Origin of the sequence: Methylosinus sp. KRF6, assembly GCF_018887255.1 — a bacterium.
Classification (GTDB): Bacteria; Pseudomonadota; Alphaproteobacteria; order Rhizobiales; family Beijerinckiaceae; genus Methylosinus; species Methylosinus sporium.
The window spans coordinates 331213-348485 of the sequence record NZ_JAHLJF010000001.1 but is presented as its reverse complement, the minus strand read 5'-3'; the positions used below and the strand labels follow the sequence as shown (position 1 = coordinate 348485).

Here is a 17273-nt window from a genome sequence, read left to right as displayed (position 1 = left end):
GGCCGAGAGCCGAGCCGTATAGGCTCGGCGTTGGACGTGACTGTTCTCATGGAAAAGCTCGTCGCATTCTATCGAAACTCGGAGCGACCCGCGACAGCGCGGCTGCGTCTGAGCCGCTGGCTGCTTCCGGCCGCGGCTTTGGCGATCATTGCGGCGCTCATGGTCCGTGCGCCGTGGAAGCGCCCGGCCCCCGGGCCTATGCCTCCCGGCGGCCCGCCCGGCGCAGGCGCGCCGAGCGTCGCTTCCGTTTCGTCCGTCTCGGTGGCGATGACGACGAAAGGCGACGTTCCGATCACGCTGACGTCGCTCGGCACAGTGACCTCGCTCGCGACGGCGACGGTGAAATCGCAAATCAGCGGCTATTTGACCGAGATCCATTTTCGTGAAGGGCAAATGGTCGAAAAAGGCGATCCGCTCGTCGAGATCGATCCTCGGCCCTATGAAGCGGCGCTTGCTCAATACCAGGGGCAGCTCGAGAAAGATCAAGCGCTGCTCGATAATGCGCGGCTCGATTTTCACCGCTACCAGCGTCTGATCAAGCAGGATTCGACGTCCAGGCAGACGGTGGACACCGCGGCGGCGACGGTTCGGCAATATGAAGGGATCGTGCGTAGCGACCAAGGACTGGTCGACACACAGAAGCTCAATCTCGTCTATTGTCGCATCGCCTCCCCCGTTCGCGGCCGCGTCGGGCTGCGGCAGGTGGATGTCGGCAATTACGTCACGCCCTCCGATACGAATGGCGTCGTCGTCGTCACGCAGATCGATCCGATCTCGGTCGTCTTCACGCTGCCGGAAGAGAATTTGCGCAAGCTGATGAAGCGGCTGCGCGACGGCGCGCAGCCGGTGGTGACCGTCTACGATCGCGCCTATGCGGAAAAGCTCGCCGTCGGCGTTTTCGACGCGGTCGACAATCAAATCGACACCAGCACCGGCACGGTGAAGCTTCGCGCCTTGTTCGGAAACGCGGACGGCGCTCTTTTTCCCAATCAGTTCGTGAATGTCGAGCTCCTGCTCGACATTCAGCGCGACGTCGTCGTCGCGCCGGTCAGCGCTGTGCGCAGCGGCGCGCCGGGAACATTCGTCTATGTCGTCAATTCCGACGACACGGTGTCCGTGCGTAGGGTCACGACCGGCGCGACCGCCGGCGGAAATATCGCGATTCTCTCCGGCTTGGCGCAGGGCGACCGCGTCGTCGTCGAAGGCGCCGATCGGCTGAGCGAGGGCGCGAAAATTCGCGTCCCCAGCGCGCCGTCGACCCGAGCGGACAGGGCTCGCCCGTGAATCCATCGCGTCTTTTCATCCTGCGGCCGGTGGCGACGACGCTGCTGATGGCGGCGCTGCTGTTCGTCGGCGTCGTCGCCTGGCGCTATCTGCCGCTCTCGGCGCTTCCGACGGTCGAATATCCGACGATCCAGGTGCAGACATTCTATCCGGGCGCGAGCCCGGAGGTCATGACCTCCGCCGTCACGGCGCCGCTCGAGAAGCAGCTGGGGCAGATGGCCAGCCTGCGCCAGATGTCGTCGAAATCCTCGGCCGGCGCCTCCGTCATCACGCTGCAATTCGATCTGTCGCTGTCGCTCGACATCGCCGAGCAGGAGGTGCAGGCGGCGATCAACGCCGCGACGAATCTGTTGCCGAGCGATCTGCCCGCCCCGCCGATCTACGCCAAGATCAATCCGGCCGACGCGCCGATCCTCGTCATCGCCGTGACCTCGCCGACGACGCCGCTGATCGAGCTGCAGACGCTCGCCGACACGCGGCTGGCGCAAAAAATCTCGCAGCTCGCCGGCGTCGGCCTGGTGACTCTCGCCGGCGGCCACAGACCGGCGGTTCGCGTGCGCGCCGACATACGCGCTCTGTCGGCGCATGGGCTCAATATCGACGATCTGCGCACGACGCTCGGCAACATCAACGTCAACACGCCCAAGGGCACGCTGGACGGAGCGCATCGCTCCTACACGATCGACGCCAATGATCAGATCCAGGATCCGCGCGACTATCTCGATTCGGTGATCGCCTATAAGAACGGCCGTCCGGTCCGCCTCGCCGATGTCGCGAAGGTCGAGCGCGACGCGGAGAACACGCAGCTGCGCGCCTGGGCGAATTCGACGCCGGCGATTCTGCTCAATGTCCAGCGTCAGCCCGGCGCCAATGTCATCAACGTGGTCGATTCCGTCAAGGCGCTGCTGCCGCAGCTGACGGCGAGCCTTCCGTCCTCGGTCAGAGCGGAGGTGCTGGCCGATCGCACCACCACGATCCGCGCGTCGATCGAGGACGTCGAATTCGAGCTCGCCCTGGCGATCGCCCTCGTCGTGATGGTGATCTTCCTGTTTCTGCGCAATCTGCGCGCGACGCTCATTCCGAGCCTTTCAGTTCCCCTCTCGCTCGTCGGCGCTTTCGCGGCGATGTATCTGTGGCGATTCAGCCTCGACAATCTTTCCTTGATGGCGCTGACCATCGCGACCGGCTTCGTCGTCGACGATGCGATCGTCGTCATCGAGAACATCAGCCGCCACATAGAGGCGGGCATACGCCCGTTCGACGCCGCATTGAAGGGCTCGCGCGAGATCGGCTTCACCATCGTCTCTTTGACCGTCTCGCTGCTCGCCGTGCTGATCCCGTTGTTCTTCATGAGCGACATGATCGGCCGTCTGTTCTATGAATTCTCGGTGACGCTCGCCTCGGCGATCGTCATTTCGGCCGTCGTGTCCTTGACCTTCGTGCCGATGATGTGCGCGCGGCTGCTGCGCGAGCGGCCGCCGCAGTCGCAATCGGAGGCGAGCTCTGGCGGCGGCGGCTGGTTCGATCGTCTGCTCGCCGTCTACGACCGGGCGCTCGCCGTCTCGCTCGATCATCAGAATGCGACGCTCGCTGTCGCCGTCGCCACTCTCGCTCTGACAGCTGCGCTCGCTCTCGTCGCGCCGAAGGGATTCTTTCCGGTGCAGGACACCGGCGTCATCCAAGGCGTCACCGAGGCGGCCCAGTCCATCTCCTTCGCTCGCATGAGCGAGCTGCAGACCGATCTCGCCGCGGCGGTCCTCGAAGACGAGGATGTCGCCGGCCTGTCCTCCTTCATCGGCATCGACGGCAGCAACACGACGCTCAACCGAGGACGCATGCAGATCATTCTGCGCCCGAAATCCGAGCGGAGCGCCTCGGCGAGCGCGATCATCCGTCGTATCCAGGCCAATGTCGCCAAGGTCGCCGGCGTCGCGCTCTACATGCAGCCGGCGCAGGATCTCACCGTCGAGACCGAGGTCGGCGCGGCGCAATATCAATTCATTCTCGACAATCCGTCCTTCACGGAGCTCGGCGCATGGACGCCCAAGCTCGTCGCCGAGCTGCGCAAGGCGCCAGGACTCGTCGACGTGACCAGCGACCTTCAGGACGACGGGCTCGCCGCGACGATCGATGTGGATCGCGCGACGGCGGCGCGCTTCGGCATCACTCTCGCGACGATCGACAATGCGCTCTACGACAGTTTCGGCCAGCGCATCGTCAGCACGATCTTCACGCAAGCGAGCCAGATGCGGGTCATTCTCGAGGCCGATCCCGATCTTCGACGTGGGCTCGACACATTCGAGTCGATCTATCTGCCCTCGGCGACGGCGAGCAGCGGACAGGCGCCGCTCTCCGCCATGGCGCGCGTCGTCGTCGGCCGCAAGCGGATCCAGATCGGGCATTTCGCGCAGTTTCCGGCGACGACGATCTCCTTCAATCTGGCGAGCGGCGCATCATTGGGCGATGCGGTCACGACGGTCGAGAGCGCCGAACGCGCGATCGGCCTTCCGGCGAGCTTCGGGACGCATTTTCAAGGAGCGACCGCGGCCTTCCGATCCTCGTTGACGAATGAATTCTATCTGGTGCTCGCGGCCGTTCTCGTGATGTATGTCGTGCTCGGCGTGCTCTACGAGAGCTTCGTTCATCCTCTGACGATCCTCTCCACTCTCCCCTCCGCAGCGCTCGGCGCGCTGCTCGCGATGACGATCACCGGCGCCGATCTCGACGTCATCGGCATCATCGCGATCATTCTCCTGATCGGCATCGTCAAGAAGAATGCGATCATGATGATCGACTTCGCCATCGTCGCCGAGCGCGACGAGGGTTTGACGCCGCGCGAGGCCATTCGCCGCGCCTGCCTTCTGCGCTTCCGGCCGATCCTGATGACGACGATGGTCGCGCTGATCTCGGCCGCGCCGATGGCGTTCGGCTCGGGCAATGGCTCGGAGCTGCGCCAGCCGCTCGGCGTCGCCATGATCGGCGGCCTCGCTGTCAGCCAATTGCTGACGCTGTTCACGACGCCGGTCGTCTATCTGGCGTTCGATCGACTGGCCTTGCGATTGCGGGGCCGCTTCGGCGCGCGGCCGGAGGAGAGCCTCTCGTGAGCATGGCTGCGCTCTTCGTCAGGCGACCCGTCGCGACGACGCTGCTGACGCTCGCGATCACTGTCTCCGGACTGCTCGCCTTCGGAACCCTGGCCGTCGCTCCGCTGCCCAAGGTGGATTTTCCGACCATCATGGTGCAGGCGCAAATGGCGGGCGCGAGCCCGGAGACGATGGCGGCCACGGTGGCGGCGCCGCTCGAGCGGCGCCTCGGCCAGATCGCCGACGTCGCCGAGATGACGTCCGAGAATGCGGTCGGCTCGACGCGCGTCATTCTGCAATTCGGTCTCGATCGCGACATCAATGGCGCGGCGCGCGATGTGGAGGCCGCGATCAACGCCGCGCGCGCCGATCTTCCGACCGCGCTCAGAACCAAGCCGACCTACCGCAAGTTCAATCCCGCCGAGGCGCCGATCCTGATCCTCGCGCTCTCCTCGAGGACGCTCACGCCGGGGCAGCTCTACGATAACGCCGCGACCATTCTCCAGCAGCGTCTGCTGCAGGTCGAGGGCATCGGCAATGTCGACGTCGGAGGCAGCTCGCTTCCCGCGGTGCGCATCGATCTCGATCCTCGCGCTCTGTTCGATTACGGGATCGCCATGGAGGAGATCCGCGCCGCGCTCTCTGCCGCCAACGCCAACAGCGCCAAAGGCGCGATCGACGAAGGCGAGCGCCGCTTTCAGATCTACGCCAACGACCAGGCGAAGCGCGCCTCCGACTACGCAGATCTCGTCATCGCCTATCGCGACGGTCGGCCGGTGCTGCTTCGCGACATCGCAGAGGTCGCCGACTCGGTCGAGAATGTGCGCAATATCGGCTATGTCAACGACAAATCCGCGGTCGTGCTGATCCTGTTCAAGCAGCCGGGCGGCAATATCGTCGAGATCGTCGATCGCGTGAAAACCTTGCTGCCGCAGCTGCAGGCGGCCTTGCCCGGCGACGTCGAGATGAACCTTTCCGGCGATCGCAGCGTCACCATACGCTCGTCGCTGGCTCATGCCGAGCAGTCGCTCGTGATCGCCGTGGCGCTCGTCGTGCTCGTCGTCTTCGTCTTTCTGCGCAGCTTCCGCGCGACGCTGATCCCGGCGGTGACCGTGCCGGTGTCGATTCTCGGCTCCTTCGCCGTGATGAAATTATGCGATTACAGCCTCGACAATCTGTCGCTGATGGCGCTGACGATCGCCACCGGCTTCGTCGTCGACGATTCGATCGTCGTGCTGGAGAATATCACGCGGCACAGGGAGGCCGGCGCCTCGCGCATCGAGGCGGCCATTCGCGGGGCCGGCGAAGTGAGCTTCACCGTCGTCTCGATGAGCGTCTCGCTGGTCGCCGTGTTCTTGCCGATCCTTCTCATGGGCGGCCTCGTCGGGCGATTGTTCCGCGAATTCGCTATCGTTCTGTCGATCGCGATCTGCGTGTCGCTGCTGCTCGCGCTCACGACGACGCCGATGATGTGCGCGCTCTTCCTGTCGGGAAAGGACGAGCGGCCGCAGGGGCGTCTCGCGCGTGCGACCGGCGCGGCGCTCGACAGCGTGCGTCGGAGCTACGATCTCTCTCTGCGCAGCGCGCTCGCCCATCCGCGCCTCGTCCTTTTCTCCCTGTTTCTCACGGTGGCCTTCAACATCTTCCTTTTCGCCGTGGCGCCGAAGAGTCTGTTTCCGCAAGAGGACGGAGGACTGATGATGGGAGGCGTCCGCGCCGATCAGAGCATCTCCTTCGAGGCGATGCGCCGGAAGGTCGAGCAGACGCTCGCGATCATGCGGGCCGATCCGGCCGTCGAGACGGTGACGGCCTCCATCGGCGACGGCGCCGTCAATCAGGCGCGCATGTTCACGACGCTCAAGCCTCTCGACGAGCGGCGGGACTCGGCCTTCGTGGTCATGGCGCGATTGCGCCCCAAGCTTGCGAGCGTGCCCGGCGCCGATGTGATGATGTTTCCGCGGCAGGAGCTGTTTCTGGGCGGCCGCATGAGCTTCGCGCAGTTCCAATATACGCTGCTCGCCGACGACGTCGTCGAGCTGCAAAGCTGGGCGCCCAAGCTCTATTCTGCGATGAAGCAGCAGCCGGCGCTCGTCGACGTCACATCGGATCAGCAGGTCGCAGGCCTCGAGACCAAGGTCGTGATCGATCGGCCGACGGCGGCCCGCTACGGCGTGACGCCGGACGTCATCGACGCGACCCTCTACGACGCCTTCGGGCAGCGCCAGGTGTCGACGATCTACCAGGACCAGAATCAGTATCATGTCGTCATGGGACTCGCGCCGCGCTATCTGCAGGATCCTTCCTCGGTCGAGCAGCTCTATGTCAGCACCTCGGGGGAGACCGCCAGTGGAACCACCTCCACCAACGCCACTTATGGAACCGTCTCCGGCGCCTCGACGAGCAGCTCGACACAATCGACCTCCGGAAGCTCCTCGGCGCGCAACAAGGCGACCAATTCGATCGCCACGAGCAGCGGCGGCCGCGCGTCGAGCGCCGCCGCCATCAGCTCGGGCCGCGCGACGATGATTCCGATCACCGCTTTCGCGCATCTGGAATCGTCGACGACGCCTGTGCAGATCAATCACCAGGGCCAGGCCGCCGCGGCGACGATCTCCTTCAATCTCGCGCCGGGACGCACGCTCGCCGACGCGACCGCCGCGATCGAGAAAGCGGTCGGAGACATTCATCTGCCGAATTCGATCCACGGCTCGTTCAGCGGCTCGGCCGGCGCATCTCAGTCGCTCATCGGAACCATGCCTCTATTAATCGGCTCGGCGTTGCTCGCCGTCTACGCGGTGCTCGGAATTCTCTACGAGAGCTACGTCCATCCGCTGACGATCCTGTCGACGCTTCCGTCGGCCGGCGTCGGCGCGGTGCTCGCATTGATCCTCGCCGGCGCCGATTTCAGCGTCATCGCGCTGATCGGCGTGTTCCTGCTGATCGGCATCGTCAAGAAGAACGCCATCATGATCGTCGATTTCGCGCTGCACGCCGAGCGCGCAGAGGGCTTGCCGCCAGCCGAGGCCGTGCATCGCGCCTGTCTCGCGCGCTTTCGTCCCATCATGATGACGACCTTCGCGGCTCTGCTCGGCGCCGTGCCGCTGGTGCTCGATCAAGGCGTCGGCGCCGAGCTGCGGCGACCGCTCGGCGTCTCGATCATCGGCGGGCTGATCGTCAGCCAATTGCTGACGCTCTATACGACTCCGGTCGTCTATCTCTATCTCGATCGCCTCCGGCTATGGTCGCGCCGGTTCTGGCGTCGCGCCTTTCCGGGATCGAGAGCTGCGGAGCTGGCGGAATGAAGCGCCTATCGATGTTCTTCGGGCTCTGCGGCGCGCTGATGTCGCTTCAGGGCTGCCTGATGGTCGGCCCCGATTATCTGCGGCCCGAGGTCGTCACGCCCGCCGCATTCAAGGAGGCGCCGAAGGGCTGGAAGATCGCCGAGCCGGCCGACAGCGCCGATCGCGGGTCCTGGTGGCGCGTGTTCGAGGATCCGGTCCTCGACAAGCTCGTTCCGCTGGTCGCGATCGACAACCAGAATTTGAAGGCCTATGAGGCGGCCTATCGCCAAGCGCTCGCCGTCGTGCGTGAGGATCAGTCGAGCCTGTTCCCGAGCCTGTCGGCCAGCGCCTCTTCGACGCGCGCGCGCAGCTCCGGATCGATCGCCACGGCGCAGACGGCGGAAGCCACGGCGAGTTGGGAGATCGATCTCTGGGGAAAGATCCGCCGTCAGATTGAGAGCGCCGAAGCCAGCGCGGGAGCGAGCGCCGCGCAGCTCGCCGATCTGACGCTCTCCGCGCAAGCGACGCTCGTGACGGACTATTTTTCACTGCGCTATCAGGACTCGCTGGCGCGTCTGCTGAACGACACGGCGCGCGCCTATGAACGCAGCCTGAAGATCACGCAGAACCAATATGCGGCGGGCGTCGCCTCTCAGTCGGATGTGATTACTGCTCAAACGCAGCTCGAGACGACGCGCGCCTCGGCCATCGGCGCGGAGGTCTCGCGCGCGCAATACGAGCATGCGATCGCGCTGCTGATCGGCAAGCCTCCGTCCGATCTGTCGATCCCGCGCGGGGAGCTGCCGCGCGCCGTTCCGACGCCTCCCGCCGCGCTTCCGTCCTCACTGCTCGAGCGTCGGCCGGACATCGCCGAGGCGGAGCGCAAGATGCAACAGCAGAATGCGCTGATCGGCGTCGCGATTGCAGCCTATTTTCCCACGATCGACCTCGCAGGCGTCGCCGGCTATTCGGGCGCACCGCCACTGGTCTCCGCCAGCAACGCCGCCTGGTCGCTGGCGGCGAGCGGCAGTCTGCTGCTGATCGACGGCGGCGCGCGCGAGGCGACGGTCGACGCCGCTCGAGCGGCATATGAGCAGAGCGTCGCCAATTATCGCCAAACCGTGCTCGCCGCCTTCCAGGCGGTGGAGGATCAGCTCTCCAATCTTCGCATCCTCGCCCGACAAGCCTCAGCGCAGGCGGAAGCGGTTCGGGTCGCGAGGCGCGCGGTCGAGATCGCGCTCAATCAATATAAAGCGGGCGCCTCGGCCTATACGGCAGTGGTCACGGCGCAGGCTGCCGCGCTCGCCAATGAAGAGACCGCGCTGCAAATTCGGCAGAGCCGGCTCGCGGCGAGCGCGAATCTGATAAAGGCGCTCGGAGGGGACTGGAAGGCCACGCTCCCAGCGCGCGCAGCGAACGACTGAAGCGAGAACGGCATCGCCTTCGATGCCAGGATGGCGCTTTTGGAGGCTCTGGCGCAAATGGCGTGAGCGCGCGCTCGACGGCGATCGGGCGTCGCATAGAGCGGCGCGTGAAGTCCTCGGAGAGCATCGAGGCGGCGCTCACACGGAAATCCGATCGTCGAAATATTTGAACAATCTCATCCGACAGGATCATCGAGCGATCAAGCTTTTCTGGGCCTCATGCCCGGGTTCGAGCGATTTCGGCGCGCGTCGGTCACGATCGCCGGGATCGAGCTCATGCATCGGATCAGGAAAGGTCGAACAAACTCCGAGCGGCGGGCGAGACGGCGCCGGAGGTCTGGACCTCGGCGCTCGCCGCCTGATCCAAAGCATCCCGAACCCGACTTCATGGCCGTTCATGAAATTTGCGCCACAGCCCGGCGCGCGAGAGCGCGCGGCCGCGAGCGCACTCGGCGAAAGCTTGTCATTAAACCGAAATATTTCTCGCATGTAAGGGGACGATGGCGGCGACAGGCGGTCGGTCGAAAGCGTGGTCAGACTGTTGCACAGTGCTGATCTAAGTCGGCCTCGAGCGCGTTTGTCCGCGCGCGGGAGAAGGCGACGGTCGGCCACTTCATGTTCTTCCTCGCGTCGAGAGTGGGATCGCTCACATGCCGGATCGGAGCTTGCTGGCTACCAAGCAAGGTGGATGGGCCTCTGCTTGGCTCGCCGCCGCCAGGTCGCTCGAGGTGAGATGGGTGGCCGTCGTGGCGGTGGTCGTCCCGGCGCTTCTCGCCATGGGCGTCTATTGGCTGCGCCATGCGCCCGCGTCGATTTATTCGAAAGCGCAGGACTCGGTCATCGAGGTCCGCCTGCTGTCGCCTCGCGAGCGCGTCGGCCGACCGCAGGAGCCGGGAAGCGGAACCGCGCCGGTCATCCTGGCCGAGCAGCCCGCCGACCCTCCGGAGCCGCCTGTCGTCGAGACGGTCACGACGCTGACGCCCCAGACGCTGGTCGCCGAATTTCCACCGTCCACGGCCGAGTCTTCCGTCGCCTCTCAGCCCCGCATGCTGGCGTCGCACGGTCGGGCGGCGCTCGCCTTTCAGAAGGCGTTACTGGCGCATATAGCCCGTTTTCGGCGCTACCCCGAGGAAGCGCGCCGTGCGGGGCTGAAAGGAACCGTTCAGGTCGTTTTCGCCATGCGGCGAGACGGCATGGTGACCGACGTGCAGATTCGCGCCAGCTCCGGCGAGAGCGATCTCGACGCGGCCGCCGCCGAAACGATCCGCCGGGCGCAGCCATTGCCGCGAATTCCGCGCGAGCTGCCCGAACGCCTGACGATTCTCGCGCCGATCGCCTTCGACATGCTCTGACGCGCCGACGGGGCGCCGCCGAGGAATGACGGGTCCGGGGCGGACGCGCGGCGACGATTGTGACGGATTGTGGAGTTGGATCATGGCCGCGGACGTGTCGACCGATCTGGTTTCGGGGAATGGGCGATCCCTCGCGGGCCCCGCCGGGCGCAAAAAAGACGGCGCCCTGGTGAGCAGGGCGTCGTTCCTACCCTCGGCGCTCGCCGCCACAGGGATCGCCGCTTTCGCCTATGCGGCGTCGGCGCAGGACGATGGCGGGCGGCCGGCGTCGATCCGTTTCTATGACATTCCCGCGCAGCCGCTCGCGAGCGCGCTGGAGGCCTATGGACAGGCCGCCGGCGTGCAAGTGCTCTTCGAGAGCCGGTCCGCGGCCGGGCGTCGGTCCGCGCTGCTGCGCGGCGAATTCACGGCGGACGCCGCCCTCGAGCAGCTTCTGGCCGGAACGAACGTCAAGGCGCGTTACGTCGGGCCGAACGCCATCACGCTCGAGCCGCCCGCTCATCTTCTTGATCTACCGCCGGTTCATCCTCTCGCGTCGGCGGACATTTCTCTCGATCCATTGCGGGTGCAGGCGCTGGGGGACGGCGATCGCGAGCAGGAGCTGCTGCAGGATTATAGTGACGCCGTTCGCAACGACATCGAGAGAGCTCTTCGGCGAAACGCTCGGACGCGTTCGGGCAACTATCGTATCGGAGTCAAGCTCTGGGTCGACGGCGCGCGCAGGGTCGAACGCGCGCAGCTGTTCCAATCGACGGGCGACAGCGAACGTGATGCGGCGGTGAGCGCCTCGCTGCAGGGGCTTCTCGTCAGCCGTGATGCGCCCCCCCACCTGTCTCTCCCCGTTCGCGTCCTGGTCGTCGTCAGATCGCTCAGATAGGTCTCGCCATCCGCTCGCCTCGTTCGAGATCACGGCGCTCCGACGGCTTTGCCGCGTCGCGGCGGTTTGGAGGCGCCTAGAGCGGGACTGTCACAAATTCGTAGTTCTATGTCGTTAGTGACTGCATGTTCTCGAAGTCTCGAGAGCCGGCGGCGTCGGGGCCTGAGTTCCGTGATCCAAACCAATCGTGCTCGCCTGTGCAACCAGCTCGTCGAAAGCTATGACGAGCTGGTGCGGCAGTTGACGAGGCGTCTCGGATCTTCGGATTTCGCTTACGAAGCGCTCCACGAGGCGTTTTTGCGACTGGACCGGGTGGGCGACGCGGCGTTCGTTCAAAGCCCGAAAGACTATATTTTCCGCACGGCCATAAATATCGCCAAGGATTACAAGAAGGCCGGGCGGCGCCGCGTGAGCGCGGCGGCCGTGGATGCGCTTCTCGAAATTTGCGACGAGGCGCCGGATCCCGCGAGGATCGCCGAAGCGCGCTCGGAGATCGAAGCGTTCAAGCGGGCGATGGCCGAGCTTCCGGCGAGGCGCCGCGAAGTGCTGCGCAAAATCGCCGTCGAGGGCCTGACGGCGGAAGAGGTCGCCACGAATTTGCAAGTCACCACCCGGACCGTAGAGGCGGATCTGAAAAACGCTTTGACGCATTGCGCGGATCGTCTGAGGCGCAAGCGCGTCCTTCGGCTGGGGGGGCCGCGGCCGAAGTCATGACAGCGCGGCTTCGCCGCGACCGTCCCGACCGGGTCGGCGACGACGAGAGGCGCGCCGGGTCGAGCGCGTGGGTCGACGATCCAAATCTCTCGGACAAATCTCATCTTTTTTTTAGGAGCCGGCTCCCGGCGGACGATTCTGCGCATTGGCGTTTCGGGATAGGGCCGCGTCGGTCGTCTGAGAATGTGAAGGACCAGAAACATTCGGGAGCGTCGAGGCGGCCTTCGATGACGGGAGCGGCCGTCGTCTCGCTCGCGGCGGCTTCGGTCGCGTCGTCGACGGGCCGCTTCGCGTGTGACCGAGAAATTCCTGTGCGAGAACATTGCTTTAAACCCAGAGAATCGTTTACACAAGCGCGATGCTCGCGCGTTCGCAGGGGAGGATTTTCGCGTGGCCGGCGACGCCGACGAGCCTCGAGCCGTGATTGAGCGGAGCGACACGCCCGAGCTTCGTCCGCTGCTGGACGAAGCTCTCGGCTGGATCGTCCGACTGAAGGCCGGCGAGCCGTCCGTCGCAGACCTCGAAGCATTGCGGCGCTGGCGTGAGCAGAGCCCTCTTCATGAAGAAGCCTTCCGGGACGCTGCGCGCGTCTGGCGTCTCATCGGCGTGGCCGCCCATGAACTCGACGACGAAACGCGCGAGGAAAAGCTCTCCGCGCCGCCGATGGCGCGGCTGCTCCGGGCGCCGTCGCGCCGCGCGTTTCTCGGGGGCGCCGTCGCCGCTTCCGTCGCCGGCTACGCGCTCTTTCGCCCGCCGCTCGATCTGTGGCCGTCTCTGAAAGATCTGTCCGCCGACTTCCGTACGGGCAAGGGCGAACGGCGAATGGTGGCCCTCGCTCCCGAGGTGTCGCTGGAATTGAACACGCTGACGAGCGTAGCGCTGAAACCGACGCCGGGCGCTTTGCAGATCGAGCTGATTTCCGGGCAGGCCGCCATCTCCGTCGGATTGCCGCAGACGCGGCCGCTGGTCGTCCTCGCCGCCGGAAGCCGGATCACGGCGAACGATGCGCGCTTCGACGCGCGCTGCATCGATGGTCTCGTCTCTGTGAGCTGCCTGGACGGCTCGGTGACCGTCGAGCAGGACACGCGCGTCATGCGCGTCGGCAGGGACGAGCAGGTTTCCTATGGCGCGGATGGCGTCATGCGATCCGCGCGCATCGATCCGCGTCGAGTGAGCGCATGGCGGGAGGGGCTGCTGATCTTTCACGACACGCCGCTCGCCGAGGTCGTCGAAGAGGTCAATCGATACAGGCCCGGCAAGATCGTCATCGCCAACGCCGATCTGAGCCGGCGCATCGTCGACGGCGTCTTTCGCGTCGACCGGCTCGAAATGCTGGTGGAGCAGGTTCAACGCCTGTTCGGAGCCCGCGCGATGACGCTGCCGGGCGGCGTCGTTCTGCTCGGCTGACGCGGCTCGGGCCGCCCGCTTCCGCGTCGACATCCGGCGACTCGCCGATCTTTCTGGAAACTCTCTCACGAGCCGTGGAGTCGATTTTTTTTGAATTTTTTTTTCGGGTCCGACCACGCCAAATCGTCTTTTCTACGTAGGAGCACGTTTTTTCGTCGTTCCGGCAGCGGTCTGCCGGGCGTGCGCCTCCTGCGTGTACGAGGAAGCGAATGGTATCGGCGAGGAATCCGGACGGCTGCGCATATGTGCGGTTTCGCGCCGGTCGCGGGCGTGAGATCGCCGCTGTTCTGGTGATATGCGGCGGCCTGTCCGCGTCGACTCCCGCCTTGTCCGCGGGCCAGGCGCGAGACGGCGAGGGCGGCGCGTCGGAAGGCGTCGCCAAAATGTCGTCCCCGGAAGCGCCTGCCAGCAAAGCGTCCGCCGCCGCGCCCGCGAAGACCGCGCCGGAGAAATCCGTGACGGCGCGTTTCGACATAGACGATTTCGTCGTCGACGGAGCCGACCGGTTGACGCAGCTCGAAGTCGAGGAGGCTATCTATCCGTTCGTCGGACCGGGGCGCACCGCCGCCGACGTCGAAAAAGCGCGTGCGGCCCTCGAAAAAGCTTACCGCGACAAAGGTCTCCAGACCGTCGCAGTATCCGTTCCGCAGCAGAACCCGCAGGGCGGCGTCATCGTCCTCAAGGTCGCGGAGCTGAAGATCGGCCGATTGCGCGTGAAGAACGCGCGCTTCTTCGACGTCGACGCCATCAAGGCCAAGGCTCCCTCTCTGAAAGAAGGAATCGTGCCGAATTTCGACGAGGTGACGAAAGACATCGTCGCGCTCAACCAGTGGCCTGATCGGCGCGTGACGCCCGCGCTGCGGGCCGGCGTCGCGCCGGGCACGGTGGACGTCGACCTCGACGTCGAAGACAAGTTTCCCGTCCATGCGAGCGTCGAGTTCAACAACCGCCGCTCGCCCAATACGACGCCGCAGCGCATCATCGGCACGGCGCGCTACAATAATCTCTGGCAGCTCGGGCATTCGCTGAGCTTCACCTATCAGGCGGCGCCGCAAAAACGATCCGACGCCGAGGTCTTCTCCTTCTCCTATCTGGCGCGCGCGCCGGATGTCGATTGGCTCGCGGTCCTCGCCTATGGACTGACGTCGACGAGCGACATCGCAACCGTCGGCGGCGTGAATGTCGTCGGACCCGGCCAGACCGTCGGCCTGCGTGCGGTGATGTCGCTGCCGGCCATCGAGAATTTGTATCACTCCCTCTCGGTGGGCCTCGACTACAAGCATTATGGCGAGATCGTAAGGATCGGAGCGGACACATCTTTCTCGTCGCCGATCACTTATTATCCTCTGGTCGCGGCCTACAACGCCGCCTACCAGACCGAAAATTTCACGACGCAGCTCAATGCGTCCCTCACTTTGAACATGCGGCCGGCGGGCAGCGACGCGACGGCGTTCGACAACAAGCGCGCCTATGCGTCCGGGAACTTCACGCATTTCAACCTCGACGCCTCGCATCTGCAGGAGCTGCCCGGCGGCTTTCAGGGCTATGGCCGGTTCGTCGGCCAGATCGCCAACGGACCTTTGGCGTCGAGCGAGCAGATCAGCGTCGCCGGTCTCGACGGCGTGCGGGGCTATCTCGAGTCGGAGGTGCTCGGCGACACTGGCGCGGCGGGCTCTCTGGAGCTGCGCAGCCCGAACATGGGCGACATGCTGCAGGAAGCGGCGAAGCGCGAGGCCGGCGCGGATCGGCTTCCCGTGACCCTGTTCAACGAGTGGCGGCTGTTCGGCTTCGTCGACAAGGGCGTGGTCGAAGTCATTCATCCCCTCGCCGAGCAGCAGGCGCATTTCAATCTGTGGAGCTACGGCTTCGGAACGCGTGTCAAGCTGATCGACCATGTGAGCGGCATGTTCGTCTTTTCGATGCCGATGATCAGCCAACTCTACACGCAAGCGAAAGAGCCTCGCTTGCATTTCCGTGTCTGGGGTGAATTCTGATGATGACGACGTTCGACAAGCGCTTCCGAGCCGCAAAGACGCTCTTCTGCGTCGTCGCGGCGTTGACATTATGGTCGTCCTCCGCCCTGGCCTGGTGGAACGACGAGTGGCAGCTTCGCAAGAAGATCACCATCGACACGAGCGCCTCCGGAGCCGACATCACCGATGCGATCGGCGCGACGCCGGTGCTTGTGCGGCTGCATATGGGGAATTTTCGCTTTTCCGTCGCCAAGGAGGACGGCAGCGATCTGCGCTTCGTGGCCGGCGACGACAAGACGCCGCTCAAACATCATATCGAGAAATTCGACCCGCTTCTGGGCGAGGCGCTGATCTGGGTCGGCGCGCCGAATGTCCAGCCGGGAGCGAAGACGGAGATCTGGTTGTACTACGGCGACAAGAAAGCCGTCTCGACCAGCGATTCGAAGAACACTTACGATGACGAGGTCTCGCTCGTCTATCATTTCGCGGAGCGCGGAACCCCGGCGCTCGACGCGTCGGCGTGGGGCAACAATGCCTCGAGCGTCGGCCAGCCCGCCGACGGCGCGATCATCGGCGGCGGCTTGCGGCTCGACGGCCGGACGCCTCTGATTCTTCCCGGGTCTCCGTCGCAGGCGCTCACGGCCGGCGGAGCATTCACCTTTTCGGCCTGGATCAAGCCGGCGGCGCTCGCTCCCGTCGCGACGCTCTACAGCCGTCGCGACGGCGCCGACGGATTGGCGATCGGCCTCGACAATGGCGCGCCTTATGTCGAGGTGACCACAGCCGGCGCGTCGACGCGCAGCGGCGCGGGCGCGCCGATCGTAGCGAACGCTTGGCGGCATCTCGCCGTCGTCGCGGACGCGGGGCGGATCACGCTCTATCTCGACGGCCGCGCCTATTCGACGCTCGACGCCGGGCTTCCCGCGCTCAACGCCGCCGCCGCGCTCGGCGGCGATGCGGCCGCGGCCGCGCCGGGCTTCGTCGGCGATATCGACGAATTGCAGCTCGCCAAGAGCGCGCGTCCCGCGGGCTTCGTCAAATTCGCTGCGATCGGACAGGGGCCCGATCCATCCAAGCTCATTTCCTTCAGCGTGGATGAAGAAACCGCGAGCTGGCTGTCCGGCTATATGGTGGTGATCCTGAAATCGGTGACGCTCGACGGTTGGATCGTGATCGGCCTGTTGATGGTCATGGCGGCGATCAGCTGGCTCGTCATGATCGACCGCGCCACCTATTTGAATCGGCAGGCGAAGGCCAATACGCAATTCATGAAGAGCTTTCGCGAGATCGCGACCGATCTCACGGCGCTCGATCACGGCGACGAAGATGTGGCGACATTCGGCGGCCGCATCAGCGAGCGGGACGCCGAGATGATGCGTTCCTCCTCGCTCTACCGCATCTATCACATCGGCGCTTCGGAAATCCGCCACCGTTTCGCGGCTCCCGGCGCGCGCAGAGGAACGCTGTCCGGCCCCGCCGTTTCGGCGATCCGGGCGTCGCTCGACAGCGGAGTCGTCAAGGAGACGCAACAGCTCAATCGGCTGATGGTGGTGCTGACGATCGCGATCTCGGGCGGGCCCTTCCTCGGATTGCTCGGCACAGTGGTCGGCGTCATGATCACATTCGCGGCGATCGCTGCGAGCGGCGATGTGAATGTCAACGCGATCGCGCCCGGCATCGCCGCGGCGCTCGTGGCGACCGTCGCGGGTCTCGGCGTCGCCATCCCGGCCTTGTTCGGATACAATTATCTCATCTCCCGCATCAAGGACCTGACCAGCGACATCCATGTGTTCGTGGACGAGTTCGTGACACGCATGGCCGAATCCTATTCCGAAGACCGCCTCGACACGGTCGAGCGGCGGATCGCGGGGGAGTGAC

Annotated in this window: 10 protein-coding genes; all 10 read left to right on the top strand. The window is 65.2% G+C overall.

Annotated elements, in window-relative coordinates; translation table 11 throughout:
• The first annotated feature begins 36 nt into the window (after positions 1 to 36).
• The 10 genes from KP010_RS01635 to KP010_RS01590 all read left to right on the top strand — a co-directional run bounded on the left by KP010_RS01635 (position 37) and on the right by KP010_RS01590 (position 17272).
• Positions 37 to 1284 (top strand): MdtA/MuxA family multidrug efflux RND transporter periplasmic adaptor subunit, encoded by a 1248-nt coding sequence (locus KP010_RS01635; RefSeq protein ID WP_246659701.1) that lies wholly within the window; start codon positions 37 to 39, stop codon positions 1282 to 1284.
• Positions 1281 to 4388 carry an efflux RND transporter permease subunit gene (locus KP010_RS01630; protein WP_216280321.1) on the top strand — a complete coding sequence of 1036 codons (3108 nt, stop codon included), beginning with the start codon at positions 1281 to 1283 and terminating at the stop codon, positions 4386 to 4388. The genes KP010_RS01635 and KP010_RS01630 overlap by 4 nt, the downstream gene beginning before the upstream one ends.
• Positions 4385 to 7669: an efflux RND transporter permease subunit gene (locus KP010_RS01625; RefSeq protein ID WP_371824177.1), complete on the top strand. Its 3285-nt coding sequence runs from the start codon at positions 4385 to 4387 to the stop codon at positions 7667 to 7669. The genes KP010_RS01630 and KP010_RS01625 overlap by 4 nt, the downstream gene beginning before the upstream one ends.
• Positions 7666 to 9072, top strand: coding sequence for an efflux transporter outer membrane subunit (locus tag KP010_RS01620; protein WP_142861698.1), 1407 nt, complete (start codon positions 7666 to 7668; stop codon positions 9070 to 9072). The genes KP010_RS01625 and KP010_RS01620 overlap by 4 nt, the downstream gene beginning before the upstream one ends.
• Positions 9073 to 9722: 650 nt before the next feature.
• Positions 9723 to 10424, top strand: coding sequence for an energy transducer TonB (locus tag KP010_RS01615; protein WP_142861699.1), 702 nt, complete (start codon positions 9723 to 9725; stop codon positions 10422 to 10424).
• Between the two features lie 82 nt (positions 10425 to 10506).
• Complete coding sequence (locus KP010_RS01610) at positions 10507 to 11301, top strand: STN domain-containing protein (RefSeq protein ID WP_185966389.1); 795 nt, start codon at positions 10507 to 10509, stop codon at positions 11299 to 11301.
• A 171-nt stretch (positions 11302 to 11472) separates the two neighbouring features.
• A complete protein-coding gene (locus KP010_RS01605; protein WP_216280320.1) occupies positions 11473 to 12015 on the top strand; it encodes a sigma-70 family RNA polymerase sigma factor in 543 nt (180 codons plus the stop codon).
• Positions 12016 to 12435: 420 nt separating this feature from the next.
• Complete coding sequence (locus KP010_RS01600) at positions 12436 to 13422, top strand: DUF4880 domain-containing protein (protein ID WP_371824176.1); 987 nt, start codon at positions 12436 to 12438, stop codon at positions 13420 to 13422.
• Between the two features lie 209 nt (positions 13423 to 13631).
• The gene (locus KP010_RS01595; protein WP_216280319.1) at positions 13632 to 15416 is read left to right on the top strand and encodes a ShlB/FhaC/HecB family hemolysin secretion/activation protein; all 1785 of its coding nucleotides are present in this window, start codon (positions 13632 to 13634) and stop codon (positions 15414 to 15416) included.
• The gene (locus KP010_RS01590; protein WP_216280318.1) at positions 15416 to 17272 is read left to right on the top strand and encodes a MotA/TolQ/ExbB proton channel family protein; all 1857 of its coding nucleotides are present in this window, start codon (positions 15416 to 15418) and stop codon (positions 17270 to 17272) included. Before KP010_RS01595 ends, KP010_RS01590 begins: the two co-directional genes overlap by 1 nt.
• Position 17273 lies beyond the last annotated feature (1 nt).